Source organism: Actinoplanes sp. NPDC023936, assembly GCF_040639325.1.
Classification (GTDB): domain Bacteria; phylum Actinomycetota; class Actinomycetes; order Mycobacteriales; family Micromonosporaceae; genus Actinoplanes.
In genome coordinates this window covers 74,247-88,092 of sequence record NZ_JBEZZR010000025.1, presented here as the reverse complement: position 1 = coordinate 88,092, position 13,846 = coordinate 74,247, and the positions used below count along the sequence as shown (strand labels likewise).

Here is a 13,846-nt window from a genome sequence, read left to right as displayed (position 1 = left end):
GGGCGCCCGGAGCGTGGTCACTCCGGCCGTGTGAACTCCGGCTGGTCGAGCACGCGCAGCCACGTGCCGTCCGGCTGGCGGCGAGCGACCTGGGCTCGGGCGCCCGAGCCGTCACTCGGGGGCGTCGAAGTCAGCGCCAGGTCGCCGCTGATCAGTGTGGGCAGCGGCGGCTCGGGCTCGAACTCGGGCATGTGCGGCAACAGGTCGGCCCACAGTTTGCGGATCGCCTCGCGGCCACGCGTCTGGCTGCCCGGCGGGTAAGCCATCACGGCATCCTCCTCATACAACATGGCGAGCCCGTCGGCGTCCTTCGCGTTGGCGCGCTCGACGAACAGCCTGGTCAGGTCCTCAGGGCGGTGTGCTTGCTCGGTCATGGCTTCAGTTTTCCGGAGGTCCACCCACAAGTCCAACGCATAGTTCTTCTGGCAACCATTAGAATTAGTCATGGATCTGCGTCAGCTCGAGTACTTCGTCACGGTCGCCGAGACGGCCAACTTCACCCGCGCCGCCGAGCGCATGCACATCACCCAGTCCGGTGTGAGCGCACAGATCAAAGCCCTGGAGCACGAGCTCGGCACCCGGCTCTTCGACCGTGCGGGACGTGTCGCCCGGCTCACCGACGCGGGGGAGGCGGCACTCCGGCACGCTCGCGCGGCGCTCGACGCCGCAGCCGACCTCCGGGACGCGATCGACGACGTGCACGGCCTGGTCCGGGGTCGGCTCGTGATCGGCATGGTGATCGGGTGCGAGGTGACGCCCCTTTTCGACGCCTTTGCAGCGTTCCACCGGGAACACCCCGACATCGAACTCGAACTGGTGGAAGCGAACTCAGACCAACTCGTCGCCGGCATCCGATCCGGCGACCTAGATTTGGCGCTGGCCGGGCTGGCAGGCGAGCCTCCCGAACACCTCGCGAGCCACGTGATCGCGAGTGAGCGGCTCGTCGCGCTGATCCCGCCGGACAGTGAACTAGCTGGTCATGCGCGTCTCTCGGTCACCGCGCTGTCCACGTACCCGATAATTTGCCTGCCGGTGGGCACCGGCATCCGTGACGTGCTCGACAAAGCCCGCGCAGCGGAGGGTGTTGATCCTTCGGTCGCTCTCGCGGCGACCTCGCCGGACACCGTGGCAGGCCTGGCCCGCCGCGGGCTCGGGGTTGCCGTGCTGAGCGAATCGATGGCCACCGCATATGCCGATCTGACCGCGATTCCGATCGACGGCATCGAGATCCCGGCGCTGCTCGCGCTCGTCTGGCAGAACCGCAGCAGCCCGGCCTTGGCGGCTTTCCTCCGGCACTGCCGGGTCGCCTTCTTTGGAGCGGATCAAGAAAAGGAGGTGAGTGCGGAACTGGTGTAGCCCGCGACGGAGGTGATCGCGACGGTGGAGTGGGCGGGTTCGGCGTGCCATCTGGCGAGTTACCGCCCACCTGGCAGGCCACGTCCCCGGCGCGCCCGGCCGCTGCCGCCTGGTCGTCCTGGCGGCGTATGCGACGCCGGACGAAGAAAGTGCCCCCGGTAGGAATCGAACCTACGACACACGGTTTAGGAAACCGATGCTCTATCCCCTGAGCTACGAGGGCGCGGAGGCTCATGCTACCGGACCAGCGGCTGCCCCTGAGTCACCGCCACTGCCCACCGTCATGACCCGGCCGTCCTCGCCGCTGCGCATAAGTACGCCTGGCGCCTCAGGGGCAATGGACATCAGGTGACGTCGGCGCAACCCGGCATGATCGACGTCCGAGCAGCCAGCGAACCCCGCTCGGCCGGGGCACATACCCGCCGCCAGACGGCGTCACGGCTCAGACCGTGGCGAGGGCTTCCACCGGAGTCAACCGGGCCGCCCGCATCGACGGATACAGCCCGGCGAGCATGCCGACCAGCCCGGCTCCGCCCAGTCCCGTCGCGGTCGCCGCGACCGGCACCACCACCGGCCACCCGTGCCAGACGGCCCAGGCCGCGGTGGCGGCCAGCCCGAGCACCGTGCCCAGGACTCCGCCCAGGCCGGCCAGCACCACCGACTCGGTGAGGAACTGCACGCGAATCTGGCCCCGGTTGGCGCCCAGAGCACGACGCAGACCGATCTCCGATCGTCTTTCCAGCACGGAGATGACCATCGTGTTGGCCACGCCGATGCCGCCGACGAGCAGGGCCGTAGCGGCCAGCCCCAGGAAGAGGGCGGAGAAGGAGTTCGCGGTGGCACGTTTGGCGGCCAGCGCCTCGGACGGACGGGTCACCAGGACATCGCCCGGACGTTCCGGATAGACCGTGGCGGGCAGCACGGCCCGGACCGCCTCGATCGCGGGTTCGTGCACCTGCAGATAGATCACCGTGGGATGGCCGTCGAAGCGCAGCACCTTCTCGGCCGCCTCCCAGCCGACCAGTACGGCGCGGTCGATCTCCGGGGACAGTGGTGTGGTCGCCAGGATGCCGATCACGGTGAACCACTGATCCCCGATCATCACCTGGTGTCCGCGACCGTCCAGCGGCATCTCCGTGAAGCCCAGCCGGGTGGCCGCCACTGATCCCAGCACCACCGTGGGGAAGTGGGCGGTGGCGCTGGTGAACCAGTTCCCTTGGGCCATACCGGCGTTGACCGCCGGCAGCAGGTCGATCCGGCTTGCCAGCACGGACAGGCCCAGGCCGTCCCGGGGATCGGTCCGGTCGGACCGGCGAGCCACCAGGTGGGTGTTGGCGACGGCGCTGGCCACGGTGACCGGCCCGATGCGCTGCGCCATTCCCACCGACTCCTTCGGCAGCAATACCGGTGGGTCTTCGTTGGGCGGGACGGTGACTTGGAGGACGTTGGTGCCGAGTGCGCTCAGTTCCCGCATCAGCGCGGCCTGGCTGGACGCGGGGATGCCGATCACCGCGAGCATGGTGGCGATGCCGATCGATATGCCCAGCGCTGAGAGGGCAGCCCGCAGCGGGCGCACGCGCAGGCCGAGTACGCCCAGCCGCAGCACATCGCCCGGGGTGAGGCGGGTCGGCCGGACTCCGCCACCGCGCGCCGGGGTCACGGCGCCACCGCCGTGGCGGTGTCGGCCACCAGGCGGCCGTCGCGGATCTCGATGCGCCGCGGCAGCGAGCCCGCGATCTCCCGGTCGTGCGTGATGATGGCGATGGTGGAGCCCTCCTCGTGCAGCCGGTGCAGCAGTTCCAGCACCGTCTGACCGGTACGGCTGTCCAACGCGCCGGTCGGTTCGTCCGCCAGTACCAGAGCCGGCTCGTTGACCAGAGCCCGCGCGATGGCCACGCGCTGCCGCTCGCCACCGGACAACTGCCGCGGCCGGTGACCGACGCGCCGGGCGAGCCCGACCCGGGCCAGCGCTTCCACCGCCATCGCACGCCGCCGCCTCCTCGGCACCCCGGCGTAGAGCAGGCCGGTGGCGACGTTCTCGGCAGCGGTGAGGCCGTCGGAGAGGTGGAATTGCTGGAAGACGAAGCCGAGCAGGCGGCTGCGCAACGCGGACAGCCGGCGATCGGAGAGGGCGGCCACGTCGTACCCGCCCAGGGTCACGCTTCCGGACGTCGGCCTGTCGAGCGTCCCCATGATGTTCAGCAGCGTCGACTTGCCGGAACCGGAGGGTCCGACGATGGCGAGCAGCTCGCCCTGCCTGATGTCCAGCGAGACGTCGTGCAGAGCGGTCACCGCTCCGGGATAGACGCGGCTCGCGTTGCGCAACACGATCACCGGCGCGGCGCTCACGCTCACGATGTCGCCACCACCTTCCGGCCGGGCTCCAGGCCGTCTCCGCTGACCTCGACGAACCCTTTGGCGAACATGCCCACCTCGACGGCGACGAGCCGGCCGTCGTCCATCTGGACGGCATATCCGCCCTCGCTGAGAGCTACCAGGGCCGCCACCGGCACGGCGAGCACACCCGTGCGGATCTCCCCGGCGAACTCCACCTCGACATCGGCGGAGTCGAGCCGATCGAGAACCTTCGGGTCCGTCGCGGCGATGGTGACGGCGAACTTCGGCCTGGCGTTCGGGTCAGCGCCGTCGCCTGCCTGGATCTGAAGCTCAGTGCCGATCTCCGTGACGCGGCCGGGCACCCGTCGCGCGTCCGGCAGGGACACCACCGCGGCGGCGCCCTGCTTGATTGTCGCGGCCTGCTCCGGTTCGGCCGTAACGGTGATCACCTTGGCGGTACGGGTCACCGTCAGCAAAGCGGTGGTGGCGTCGTCACCGGGCTGGGCGGTGACCGAGTCGACGCGGATCGCACCGGCCAGCACGACGACGTCGCCCGGGCCGATGGCTCCGGTGACCGGCAGGCCGGTGTCACGCTGCCACCGGCGTAGCGCCTTGATCAGCGAGGCAGTGAACACACCGTCGCCCGCACGTACCGTCACCGGCGCGGCGGTGGCAGCGGCGGGCCCCTTCGCGCTTGTCGGCGCCGGAGAGCTTGCCGGCGTCACCGGTGCCGCGGCGGGCGGCTGGGCCTGCGCCACCCGAGTCCCCGCACGGGGCTGCCGGCCGATCCGGTAGCCCAGCGCCTTGAGATTGTCCGCCACCACCCGGACGTCCCGGCCGACGAGGTCACGTACGGCGAGCGGACGGAACAACGGCAATGATCCGTAGAACAGGGCGACAGGCTGATCGTCGACCCGGTACACCTGCCCGCCGCGGCCGATCGTGCGGCCGGCCTCGGGCAGCCAGGTCACCGTGCCGGGCCGGGCCCCACGGACCGGACGTGCCGGGCCGTGTCCCAGGACGCCCGGGAGGATCTGTGACACGGCAAGGTCACGCCGCTCCACCTCCGCGGTCGCCACCGAGGCGGAAGCCGCCGGCGCCGCTCCGCCGGCCGGCGCGCCGCCACGCCAGCGCAGACCGGCGACGGCGGCTCCCGCCGTGACGGCCGCTCCTGGTAGCACCCAGAGCAGCCGGCGCCGGCTGATCACCACTTGTAGGACTCCACCTGGCACTGCCGGTAGACCTCTTTGTACTCGTTGCTGTCCATGCCGGCCGGCGCGTCGCCAATGGTGAAGAACTCGTCGTCCCAATTGCCGCTGACGGGGATATCACGCTCGTTCATGCACTTCATCCAGGCACGGGTCTGGTCGGCATACCGGGGGTTCTTCGTCTTGTCCATCAGCGGGTCGAGGTAGGGCTCCTTGTCCTGGCATGCCTGGAACGGCGCCGATGCCTTGTCCTGTGCCGTCGGCTCCCTGTCGAGCCCCTTGGGGCCGACCGCGACACCGTTCGCCTTCAGGCAGGCGGTGTAGGCCTGGTGCGCCTGCTGGATCTCGTCCTCGGTCATGTCGATGCGCAGCATCGTTCCGCGCTGAGCGGCCGCCGACGGTTTGGTGGCCGCCTGGGTGCCGGTGATGGTGGCGACCTCCCCGGAGGAGGATTGCGGCGCGGGGTCCTGAGAGCAGCCGGCGACCGGAAGCACGAGGAACAGGGCGGCGAGGATCACCCCGCGATGACGGTTCTGCATGGGCGCAGAGTCTGACCGGAGATGATCAGGAACTTGTCAGGCTCCGGCAACGAATCGGACGGCGAGATCTGCGGCACGATCTTCCTATAGTCCACGTCATGAGCGCATACGTGTTGGTCGCCGAGGACGACGAGAGACAGGCGGAGGTGCTGCGCCGTTACCTGGGCGCGGAGGGCCACCGGGTCACCGTCGCGCACGACGGCCTGGCGGCGCTGGAACAGGTACGGAGGACTCAGCCGGACCTGCTCGTCCTGGACGTGATGATGCCGCGACTCGACGGCATGGACCTGTGCCGGGCGCTGCGCCGGGAATCCGACATTCCCGTGCTGATGCTCACCGCCCGCTCGGGCGAGGACGACCTGCTGCTCGGGCTCGAGATCGGCGCCGACGACTACCTGACGAAACCGTACAGCCCGCGGGAACTGGTGGCACGGGTCCGCACCCTGCTGCGGCGGGCGCACACCAGGACCTCCGGCGCGGTACGCCGCGTCGGCCCGATACGCGTCGACACCGAACGGCACGAGGTCACCGTGGACGGTGTACCGGTGGAATGCACACCCGGAGAGTTCGCCCTGCTCGCCCTGATGACCACGCAACCCGATCGCGTCTTCACCCGGGCCCAGTTGCTCGAGCACACCAACGGTTTCGACCGCGAAACGACCGGCCGTACCGTCGACATGCACGTGATGAGCCTGCGCCGCAAGATCGAGAAGGACCGCAGGCGGCCCCGGCATCTGGTCACCGTCTACGGTGTCGGTTACCGGCTCACCAGCGGTCACCCCTGATGGCCGCCGCGCGGGTGCCGCCGCTGCGGAGCCTGGTGATGCGGCTGCTGGCCACCTCCGTGCTGATCGCCGTGTGTGCGATCAGCGCCACCGCCTGGCTCGCCGTGCAGTCCACGACCCGGGCCATCCAACAGGAGCAGGGCCGGTCGCTGGCCGATGACACGAGCGTCTACGACGCTCTGCTCGAGTACGCCGCCACCCACTCGGAGTGGTCCGCGGCCGGCACCATGATCGACCAATTCGCCGACCGGCTCGGCCGGCGGATCACTCTGATGTCGGAGGACCGCACCCTGATCCACGATTCATCGGACGGCCCCGCGCTGGAAGGCACCAGGCCATCGGCCACGGTGGACCCGCTGCGAATCAACGCCGGCCTCGCCGGGAGCTCCGATCGCATCGATCCCCGCGTGGTGGGGCCGTACCGGATACCAGCCGGCGAACGCCGATCCCTCGACATACTCGCTCGGGAACATGCCCGGTGCCTGCGCGGCTACGGCCTCATACCGGAGATCGTCGTGACCCCCAGTGGCCGGCCCGTCGTACGGTTGGTCACCCTCGACCCGAAGAACACCGCATCGCTGTGCCCCTCGGCCGATCTCCTGACGCCGACGCGCACCGAGCAGACCCACCTCGACCGGCTCGCGACCCTGACCGCCACCTGCCTGAACCGGGACCCTCAGCGGGTCGAGATTCAGCTCGGCTTCACCATCCGGCCCGTGCCCGCGGACGAGAAGGGTCGCCGGGCGGCTGAAGCCTGCGTCCTGGAAGCGCGCCAACAACAGCTCGCCCCCTACGTCGCCCCGCCGGCACTGCTCTTCGTCACCGACCCGGAAGCCGGCGTCGCGCAGACGGCGTTCAACCTGTCGACCGCCAACGTGTTGAGGATCTGTGCCGTGACCGCCGCCGTCCTGGCAGCGGCAGTGCTGGCCACCGTGCTGGTGGGGCGCAGGCTGGTACGGCCGCTCCAGGAACTCACCGACGCCGTCGGCAAATCCGCTGCGGAGCAGTTCCGGGTTCCCGTCCGCACCCAGGACGAGATCGGCCGGCTGGCCACCGCGCTCAACGACCTGTCCGCGCGACGGGAGGAGCTCGAGCGTCAGCGCAAAGCGATGGTTTCCGACATCGCCCACGAATTACGGAGCCCGCTCACCAACATCCGCAGTTGGCTGGAAGCGGCCCAGGACGGCCTCGCGCCGGCCGACGCACGGCTGCTCAGCCTGCTGCTCGACGAGGCCGCGCAGTTGCAGCACGTCATCGACGACCTCCGCGACCTCGCCGCCGCAGACGCCGGACGCTTGCGCATCCATCCGGAACCGGTATGGCTAACCGACATCATCCGCCAGGTCACCGAGGTGCACCGGGGTGCCGCCGAAGCAGGCGGAGTGGTGCTGCACAGCGCGGGAATCTCCGACATCGAACTGTTCGCCGATCCGGTTCGCCTCCGCCAGCTCCTCGGCAATCTGGTCGGCAACGCCGTCCGGTACACCCCACCGGGAGGCTCGGTGACCCTTGAGGCCGGACTGAGCGGAAACCACTTGCTCGTCACTGTCACGGACACCGGAATCGGAATCGCCGCCGAGGATCTGCCCCGCATCTTCGAACGTTTCTGGCGCGCCGACGCATCACGGACGCGGGGGACCGGCGGTAGCGGCCTCGGCCTGGCGATCGCACGACAACTCGCCCAAGCCCACCACGGCGAGATCACCGTGGCGAGCCGCCCCGGCACGGGCAGCCGGTTCACCGTTCATCTGCCGACGTCTGCGGGCGGCTGGCCGGTGTCCTGGCCGGCTCCGAGTCGTGTTGATCAGACGCGCTCCTCCGCATGAGCCCTGCTCGATGCGAGAGGCTCCGGCGGTGTTGCGGATGAGCGCGGCCCATCGGTACCGCGGCCGGTCCGTGACGGCGTGAGGTGGCAGATGAGCAAGAAGAGCAACGCCTGGGCCAACGACCACGACTCGTACCCGAAGTGTTTGATGGTGGAAATTGCCCTGCGCAGCGCGCCCATCACTGTCCTCTCCGTGGGTCGAGGAAAGCTTCGCCCGGTCATCGCCCGGTCACCAGACCGCGAGCTGTCCAGCGGTGTCCACGCCGAGAGAACCCGCGACGCTCCGGGCCGGTCGCGCGGGGCTTCACCCTGACGCTGCCGCCGGCGCGGCACCACGCCGGTCGCCGGTCATCCGGTGTTCGGAAGCCGGCAGGTCGACGGTGACGATGAGACCACCCGCCGGCCGCGGCTCGGCGGTGATGGTGCCGTCGTGGGCGACCACGATCGAGCGGACGATGGACAGGCCCAGGCCGTTCCCGTGCGCCGAGCCGACGCGGTCGGTCAGCCGGCGGAACGGCTCGAACAGGCCGGGAATCTCATCGGCGGTGATCACCGGTCCGGTATTGCTGATCGTGACGCGATGGCCGGAACACGTGACGGTCACCTCGCCGTCCGGCCGGTTGTAGGCGATGGCGTTGCGCAACAGGTTCTGCAGCAGGCGCTCCAGCAGCACCGGGTCACCCGAGGTCCGTGCCGGTTCCGCCGACAGACGCAGGGTGATGCCCGCTGTCGAGGCGTCGGCCCGGGCCGTGGACACGAGGCGTGTCACCACGGCCGTCAGGTCGACTGGTTCACGGGTGCTGAGCCGCTGCTCCGAGTTGGCGAGCTCGAGCAGTCCTTCGATCAGCTTCTCGTGGCGGGTGTTGACCGTCAGCAGGGTCTCGCCGAGCCGGCGTAGCTCGGCCGGGGCGTCCGGACGGCTCAGGGCCACCTCGATCAGGGTTCGGTTGATCGTCAGCGGGGTCCGTAGCTCGTGGGAGGCGTTGGCGACGAACCGGCGCTGTGAGCCGAACGCGGCGTCGAGACGGGCGAGCATGTCGTCGAAGGTGTCGGCCAGGACCCGTAGCTCGTCGTTGGGGCCGGAAAGGGCGATGCGTTCGTGCAGGTTGCGGTCCGCGACCCGGCGCGCCGTCGCGGTGATCTTCTGCAGTGGGCGCAGGGTGCGGCCCGCCACCACCCATCCCAGCCAGACGCCCGCGACGGTGACACCCGCCAAGGCGACGCTGCCCTGCTGCAGCAGCGACAGCAGGGTCTGCCGGCGGAACTGGGCCCGCAGGTCCTCGGCGATGCGGAGCCGGGTCTCCGTGTCCTGAACGGCGAGCGATGCCGACGAGCTGTCCTGCTTCCAGGCGACCTGCGGGGTGGGGACCGCCTTGCCGGGTACGGCCAGAACTGCCTCGCGGCCGAACGTGTGGTTGTTGAGCGCCTGGGCCAGCAGCAGGTACGTGATGCCCAGCAGCGCTGTGCCGACCAGCAGGAAGAGGCCGCCGTAGAGGGCGGTGAGCCGGGCCCGGACGGTCAGTCGGCGTGTCATGGGATCTGGTAACCCACCCCGGTCACGGTGGTGATCACCTGAGGCGGCCCGAGCTTGCGGCGCAACGTCAGGATCGTCACCCGGACCACACCGGTGAACGGGTCGGTGTGCTCGTCCCACGCCTTCTCCAGGAGTTGCTCGCTGCTCACGACGGCGCCGTCCGCGCGCAGGAGTTCCTCGAGGACCGCGAACTCCTTACGGGACAGAGCGACGTGGTTCCCGTCGCGCCGCACCTCGCGGCGGGCCGTGTCGAGGCGCAGGCCGGCGCGTTCCAGCACCGGCGGCGCCGCCGGGCGTGAACGCCGGCCCAGCGCCCGGATCCGGGCGATCAGCTCCACGAAGGCGAACGGTTTCGGCAGGTAGTCGTCGGCGCCCAGCGACAGCCCGGCGACCCGGTCGGTGAGTTCACCGGAGGCGGTGAGCATGAGTACGCGGACCGGCCCGCCGGAGTCGACCACGTGCCGGCAGACGTCGTCGCCATGCACCGCGGGCAGATCCCGGTCGAGCACCAGGACGTCGTAGTCGTGCACGGCGAGACGTTGCAAGGCGGCATCGCCGTCATAGGCGACGTCGACCGCGAAGGACTGCAACCTCAAGCCTTCCGCGATCGCGTCGGCCAGGACGGCCTCGTCCTCGGCCACCAATATGCGCATGGCGCCTATCGTGCCCGGCCGGGCCGTTAGAAAGCTGTTAGCGCCAACGCTAACGACCGTCTAATGGCCGCTCTGGTGTCGTGATCGGCGACACGAGAGGAGCCGTGATGACACACGGACACCGAATGCTGATCACCGCCGTACCGATGCTGATTCTGGCGGCCGCGCTCAGCGGTTGTGGGGACTCCCCGGCCGAACCGCAGGTCGCCTCGGCCGGGGGCGCGGTCGCGCCGAGCAGCGACGCCGGCACGGCAGCGGACGGCGGCGAACTCGGCCGCAAGTTCGCACAGTGCATGCGGGCCGAAGGGGTCGACATGCCCGATCCCGGTGCGGACGGAATGGTGGCGATGCCGGGGATCAAGGCCGGCGACGAGGCGGCGATGAACAAGACGGACGCCGCGCTGCAGAAGTGCCGCGAGTTCATGCCGGACGGCGGCGAGCCGACGACGATCTCGGCCGAGGACCTGTCCCGGATGCGGGAGTACGCCAAGTGCGCCCGGGAGAACGGCGTGCCGGACTTCCCGGACCCGGATCCGGACACCGGCCGTTTCGCGATCACTCCGGACAAGGCCGACGAGATCCGCGACCTGTCCAAGGTGACCGATAAATGTCAGCAACTCGGCGCCGGGGTGGCCGTGAATGTCGAGGTCACGGGGTGAGGCTTCGAAGCCTTGTCGTAGCGGCCGCGGTGCTGGCCGCCGGTGCGGCGGGTGCCACCGCGGTGGTCCTCGGCGAGGATCCGCCCGCCGCGCCGGCGAGCGACGGCGCCGCGGCCAGCACCATGGTGCGGCGGCAGACGCTGGCTCAGTCGGTGACCATCGACGGCGAACTCGGCTACGGCGATCCGGTACCGATGAGGTCGTCCGCGCCGGGCATCGTGACCTGGCTGCCGAAAGAGGGAAGCGTCGTCGGACGTGGCCGTACCGTCCTGCGTGCCGACAACCGCCGGGTGGTGCTCCTCGACGGGGTCCTGCCGATCTATCGGACGCTGCGGCCGGGCATGAAAGGCCCGGACGTGCGACAGGCCGAGCGCAACCTGCGGGCGCTGGGATGGGACGGGTTCACCGTCGACGACGAGTACACCACCGCGACCGCCGCGGCGGTGCGACGGTGGCAGAAGGAGCTCGGTCTGCCCCGGACCGGGAGGATCGACTCGAGCTGGGTGATCGTGGCCAACGGGGCCGTCCGGATCGCCGAGCACAAGGTACGCGTCGGCGACGCGGCGACCGGCGTGGTGCTGACCTACACCGGCGCGCATTCGGTCGTCACCGTCGATGCCGAGGTCGGCGCGGCGGACTGGGCCCGGCCACGCGCGGAGGTGTCCGTCGAGTTGCCCGGGGGCAAGAAGGTGGAGGGGGTCGTCACCCACGTCGGCGGCAAAGTGAGCGCCGAGGAGGACGAAGAGCCGACGGTGCCGGTCACCATCAAGCTGCGTGACGCGCGGGCCGCCGGCGGGCTGCGCGAGGCGCCGGTGGAGGTGACCTATGTCGGCGAGCGACGCGAGAACGTTCTGACGGTTCCGGTGGCCGCGCTGCTCGCCCTCGCCGAAGGCGGGTACGGCGTGCAGGTGCTGGAGGGCGGCACCTCGCGATACGTACGGGTGACCGTCGGCATGTTCGCCGGCGGGCATGCCGAGGTCCGTGGCGAAGGCCTGGCCGACGGCACCGTGGTGGGGATGCCGGCATGATCCGGATGAGCGAGGTCGGCAAGGTCTATCCCGGCGGTGTCGCCGCTCTCACGTCGGTGACCATGCGGGTGGACGCGGGCGAGCTGGTCGGCATCGTCGGCCCGTCGGGATCGGGCAAGTCGACGATGTTGCACCTGCTCGGCGCGCTCGACCGGCCGTCCACCGGCGCCGTGCACATCCTCGGTCACGACGTGGGCGCTCTGCCCGACCGGTCGTTGGCGGCACTGCGTAGCCGTACCATCGGCTTCGTTTTTCAGCAGTTCCATCTGGCGCCCGGCATGTCGGCGCTCGACAACGTCGCCGACGGGCTCCTCTACCGCGGGCTGCGCCGCCGGGATCGGCGGGAGCGCGCCGAACACGCCCTGCAGCGTGTCGGGCTGCACCACCGGCTGCGGCACCGCCCACACGAGATGTCCGGTGGCGAACGGCAGCGCGTGGCCATCGCCCGGGCGATCGTGGGTGAACCGGCGGTGCTGCTCGCCGACGAACCGACCGGCAACCTCGACTCGGTGGCCGGGGCCGCGGTGATGGAGATCCTGCACGGCCTGCACGCCGCGGGCAGCACCGTAGTGATCATCACGCATGATCGGGAGATCGCCGCGGGTCTCCCACGCTGCCTGCACATGCGCGACGGCAGGCTGGCCGAGTCATGACCGTGTCACAGGATGCGGCCCGAACCGAGCCGGTCCGGCCGTCTCCCGTACGGCTGGCTCCCGCGCGCCTCTCCCCGATCGATGTGCTGCGGGTCGGGGCAGGGGGTCTGCGGACGCGGCCGCTGCGCATCGCGTTGTCGGCTCTGGGTATCGCGATCGGGATCGCCGCCATGCTCGCCGTGGTGGGGATCTCGGCGTCCAGCCGCGCTGATCTGGACCGGGCCCTCGACGCACTCGGCACGAACCTCCTGACCGCCGCGCCGGGACAGACCCTGGCCGGCGAGGACGCGAAGCTCCCCGCGGGGTCGATCGCGATGGTACGGCGTATCGGGCCACTCCGATCGGTGACCGCGACGGGCTCGGTGCAGGCGAAGGTCTACCGCAACGAGCACATCCCGGCCGGCGAGAACGGCAGCATCGCGGTGCTCGCGGCGCAGCCGGATCTGCTCGGCACGGTCGGCGCCCGGCTGACCGAGGGGCGCTGGCTCGCCGACAGCGCCGACGGGCCGGTCGTCGTCCTCGGCGCCACCGCGGCACGACGCCTCGGCGTCGACGCGCCGGGCCAGCGGGTCTGGCTGGGCGAGCAGTGGTTCAGTGTGGTGGGGCTGCTGGCACCGGTGCCGTTGGCCGCCGAGCTCGACTCCGCGGCGCTGGTGGGCTGGTCGGCCGCCGAGCGGCTGCTCTCCTTCGACGGGTCACCGACCATGCTCTACACCCGCTGCGCGGAGGAGTCGGTGGAACAGGTGAGGAGCGTCCTCGCTGCGACAGTCAACCCCGAGACGCCCCACGAGGTGCGGGTCTCCCGTCCGTCGGAGGCGCTCGCCGCCGCGCGAGCCACCGACACGGCGCTCAACGGGCAGTTGCTGGGACTCGGCGTGGTGGCGTTGATCGTGGGCGGGATCGGCGTGGCCAACACCATGGTGATCTCTGTGCTGGAACGGCGGGCCGAGATCGGGTTGCGCCGGGCGCTGGGCGCGACCCGCGGACAGATCCGGTCGCAGTTCCTGTGCGAGTCGCTGCTGCTGTCGGTCCTGGGCGGCGGCGCGGGCGTGCTGGCCGGGGCGCTGGTCACCGCCGGCTATGCCGGATATCGCTCCTGGCCACTGGTCCTGCCGGTGTGGGCGCTGGCCGGTGGCGTCGCCGCCACGATGCTGGTCGGTGTGACGGCAGGTCTGTACCCGGCGGGACGCGCGGCCCGCGTACCCCCGAGCCAGGCGTTGTCGCAGTGACGGACCGCCCGAGGTGACGTGGCGGCGTCACCTCGGGCCG

The 13,846-nt window shown here is 70.5% G+C and carries 14 protein-coding genes and 1 tRNA gene; 7 read left to right on the top strand and 8 right to left on the bottom strand.

Annotated features, from left to right (window positions below; genetic code table 11):
• Nucleotides 1-17: 17 nt before the first annotated feature.
• The gene (locus tag AB0F72_RS27855) at nt 18-374 is read right to left on the bottom strand and encodes a nuclear transport factor 2 family protein (protein ID WP_360436701.1); all 357 of its coding nucleotides are present in this window, start codon (nt 372-374) and stop codon (nt 18-20) included.
• 70 nt (nt 375-444) lie between these two features.
• Here AB0F72_RS27855 and AB0F72_RS27850 point away from each other — a divergent pair, with 70 nt between their 5' ends.
• Nucleotides 445-1,356, top strand: a complete 912-nt coding sequence (locus AB0F72_RS27850; RefSeq protein ID WP_360436699.1) for a LysR family transcriptional regulator — start codon at nt 445-447, stop codon at nt 1,354-1,356.
• Nucleotides 1,357-1,506: 150 nt separating this feature from the next.
• Here the strand turns inward: AB0F72_RS27850 and AB0F72_RS27845 are convergent.
• The 5 genes from AB0F72_RS27845 to AB0F72_RS27825 all read right to left on the bottom strand — a co-directional run bounded on the left by AB0F72_RS27845 (nt 1,507) and on the right by AB0F72_RS27825 (nt 5,440).
• Nucleotides 1,507-1,579 (bottom strand) — tRNA-Arg (locus AB0F72_RS27845).
• Between the two features lie 219 nt (nt 1,580-1,798).
• Complete coding sequence (locus AB0F72_RS27840; protein WP_360436697.1) at nt 1,799-3,016, bottom strand: ABC transporter permease; 1,218 nt, start codon at nt 3,014-3,016, stop codon at nt 1,799-1,801.
• Nucleotides 3,013-3,690 carry an ABC transporter ATP-binding protein gene (locus AB0F72_RS27835; RefSeq protein WP_360436790.1) on the bottom strand — a complete coding sequence of 226 codons (678 nt, stop codon included), beginning with the start codon at nt 3,688-3,690 and terminating at the stop codon, nt 3,013-3,015. The genes AB0F72_RS27840 and AB0F72_RS27835 overlap by 4 nt, the downstream gene beginning before the upstream one ends.
• A gap of 17 nt (nt 3,691-3,707) precedes the next feature.
• On the bottom strand, nt 3,708-4,904 hold the full coding sequence (locus AB0F72_RS27830) for a peptidoglycan-binding domain-containing protein (RefSeq protein ID WP_360436695.1): 1,197 nt from the start codon (nt 4,902-4,904) through the stop codon (nt 3,708-3,710).
• Nucleotides 4,898-5,440 carry a hypothetical protein gene (locus AB0F72_RS27825; protein WP_360436693.1) on the bottom strand — a complete coding sequence of 181 codons (543 nt, stop codon included), beginning with the start codon at nt 5,438-5,440 and terminating at the stop codon, nt 4,898-4,900. The genes AB0F72_RS27830 and AB0F72_RS27825 overlap by 7 nt, the downstream gene beginning before the upstream one ends.
• Before the next feature lie 98 nt (nt 5,441-5,538).
• Between AB0F72_RS27825 and AB0F72_RS27820 the strand changes: the two genes are divergently transcribed.
• Nucleotides 5,539-6,225 (top strand): response regulator transcription factor, encoded by a 687-nt coding sequence (locus AB0F72_RS27820; RefSeq protein WP_360436691.1) that lies wholly within the window; start codon nt 5,539-5,541, stop codon nt 6,223-6,225.
• A gap of 227 nt (nt 6,226-6,452) precedes the next feature.
• Nucleotides 6,453-8,051, top strand: a complete 1,599-nt coding sequence (locus tag AB0F72_RS27815) for a HAMP domain-containing sensor histidine kinase (RefSeq protein ID WP_360436689.1) — start codon at nt 6,453-6,455, stop codon at nt 8,049-8,051.
• A 303-nt stretch (nt 8,052-8,354) separates the two neighbouring features.
• Here AB0F72_RS27815 and AB0F72_RS27810 read toward each other — a convergent pair whose 3' ends face one another.
• Nucleotides 8,355-9,584, bottom strand: a complete 1,230-nt coding sequence (locus tag AB0F72_RS27810; RefSeq protein WP_360436687.1) for a HAMP domain-containing sensor histidine kinase — start codon at nt 9,582-9,584, stop codon at nt 8,355-8,357.
• Nucleotides 9,581-10,237 carry a response regulator transcription factor gene (locus AB0F72_RS27805; RefSeq protein WP_360436685.1) on the bottom strand — a complete coding sequence of 219 codons (657 nt, stop codon included), beginning with the start codon at nt 10,235-10,237 and terminating at the stop codon, nt 9,581-9,583. The genes AB0F72_RS27810 and AB0F72_RS27805 overlap by 4 nt, the downstream gene beginning before the upstream one ends.
• Before the next feature lie 107 nt (nt 10,238-10,344).
• Here AB0F72_RS27805 and AB0F72_RS27800 point away from each other — a divergent pair, with 107 nt between their 5' ends.
• The 4 genes from AB0F72_RS27800 to AB0F72_RS27785 are packed head-to-tail and all read left to right on the top strand — an operon-like array spanning nt 10,345 to nt 13,806.
• Nucleotides 10,345-10,896: a hypothetical protein gene (locus AB0F72_RS27800; RefSeq protein WP_360436683.1), complete on the top strand. Its 552-nt coding sequence runs from the start codon at nt 10,345-10,347 to the stop codon at nt 10,894-10,896.
• Nucleotides 10,893-11,924 (top strand): peptidoglycan-binding domain-containing protein, encoded by a 1,032-nt coding sequence (locus tag AB0F72_RS27795; RefSeq protein ID WP_360436681.1) that lies wholly within the window; start codon nt 10,893-10,895, stop codon nt 11,922-11,924. Before AB0F72_RS27800 ends, AB0F72_RS27795 begins: the two co-directional genes overlap by 4 nt.
• Nucleotides 11,921-12,577, top strand: a complete 657-nt coding sequence (locus AB0F72_RS27790) for an ABC transporter ATP-binding protein (RefSeq protein ID WP_360436679.1) — start codon at nt 11,921-11,923, stop codon at nt 12,575-12,577. Before AB0F72_RS27795 ends, AB0F72_RS27790 begins: the two co-directional genes overlap by 4 nt.
• Nucleotides 12,574-13,806: an ABC transporter permease gene (locus AB0F72_RS27785; protein ID WP_360436677.1), complete on the top strand. Its 1,233-nt coding sequence runs from the start codon at nt 12,574-12,576 to the stop codon at nt 13,804-13,806. Before AB0F72_RS27790 ends, AB0F72_RS27785 begins: the two co-directional genes overlap by 4 nt.
• The last annotated feature ends 40 nt before the right edge of the window (nt 13,807-13,846 follow it).

Coding starts and splice junctions, on each gene's coding strand:
- AB0F72_RS27855 (WP_360436701.1), bottom strand. CDS start 374: ATGACCGAGCAAGCACACCGCCCTGAGGACCTGACCAGGCTGTTCGTC.
- AB0F72_RS27850 (WP_360436699.1), top strand. CDS start 445: ATGGATCTGCGTCAGCTCGAGTACTTCGTCACGGTCGCCGAGACGGCC.
- AB0F72_RS27825 (WP_360436693.1), bottom strand. CDS start 5,440: ATGCAGAACCGTCATCGCGGGGTGATCCTCGCCGCCCTGTTCCTCGTG.
- AB0F72_RS27820 (WP_360436691.1), top strand. CDS start 5,539: ATGAGCGCATACGTGTTGGTCGCCGAGGACGACGAGAGACAGGCGGAG.
- AB0F72_RS27815 (WP_360436689.1), top strand. CDS start 6,453: ATGATCGACCAATTCGCCGACCGGCTCGGCCGGCGGATCACTCTGATG.
- AB0F72_RS27810 (WP_360436687.1), bottom strand. CDS start 9,584: ATGACACGCCGACTGACCGTCCGGGCCCGGCTCACCGCCCTCTACGGC.
- AB0F72_RS27805 (WP_360436685.1), bottom strand. CDS start 10,237: ATGCGCATATTGGTGGCCGAGGACGAGGCCGTCCTGGCCGACGCGATC.
- AB0F72_RS27800 (WP_360436683.1), top strand. CDS start 10,345: ATGACACACGGACACCGAATGCTGATCACCGCCGTACCGATGCTGATT.
- AB0F72_RS27790 (WP_360436679.1), top strand. CDS start 11,921: ATGATCCGGATGAGCGAGGTCGGCAAGGTCTATCCCGGCGGTGTCGCC.
- AB0F72_RS27785 (WP_360436677.1), top strand. CDS start 12,574: ATGACCGTGTCACAGGATGCGGCCCGAACCGAGCCGGTCCGGCCGTCT.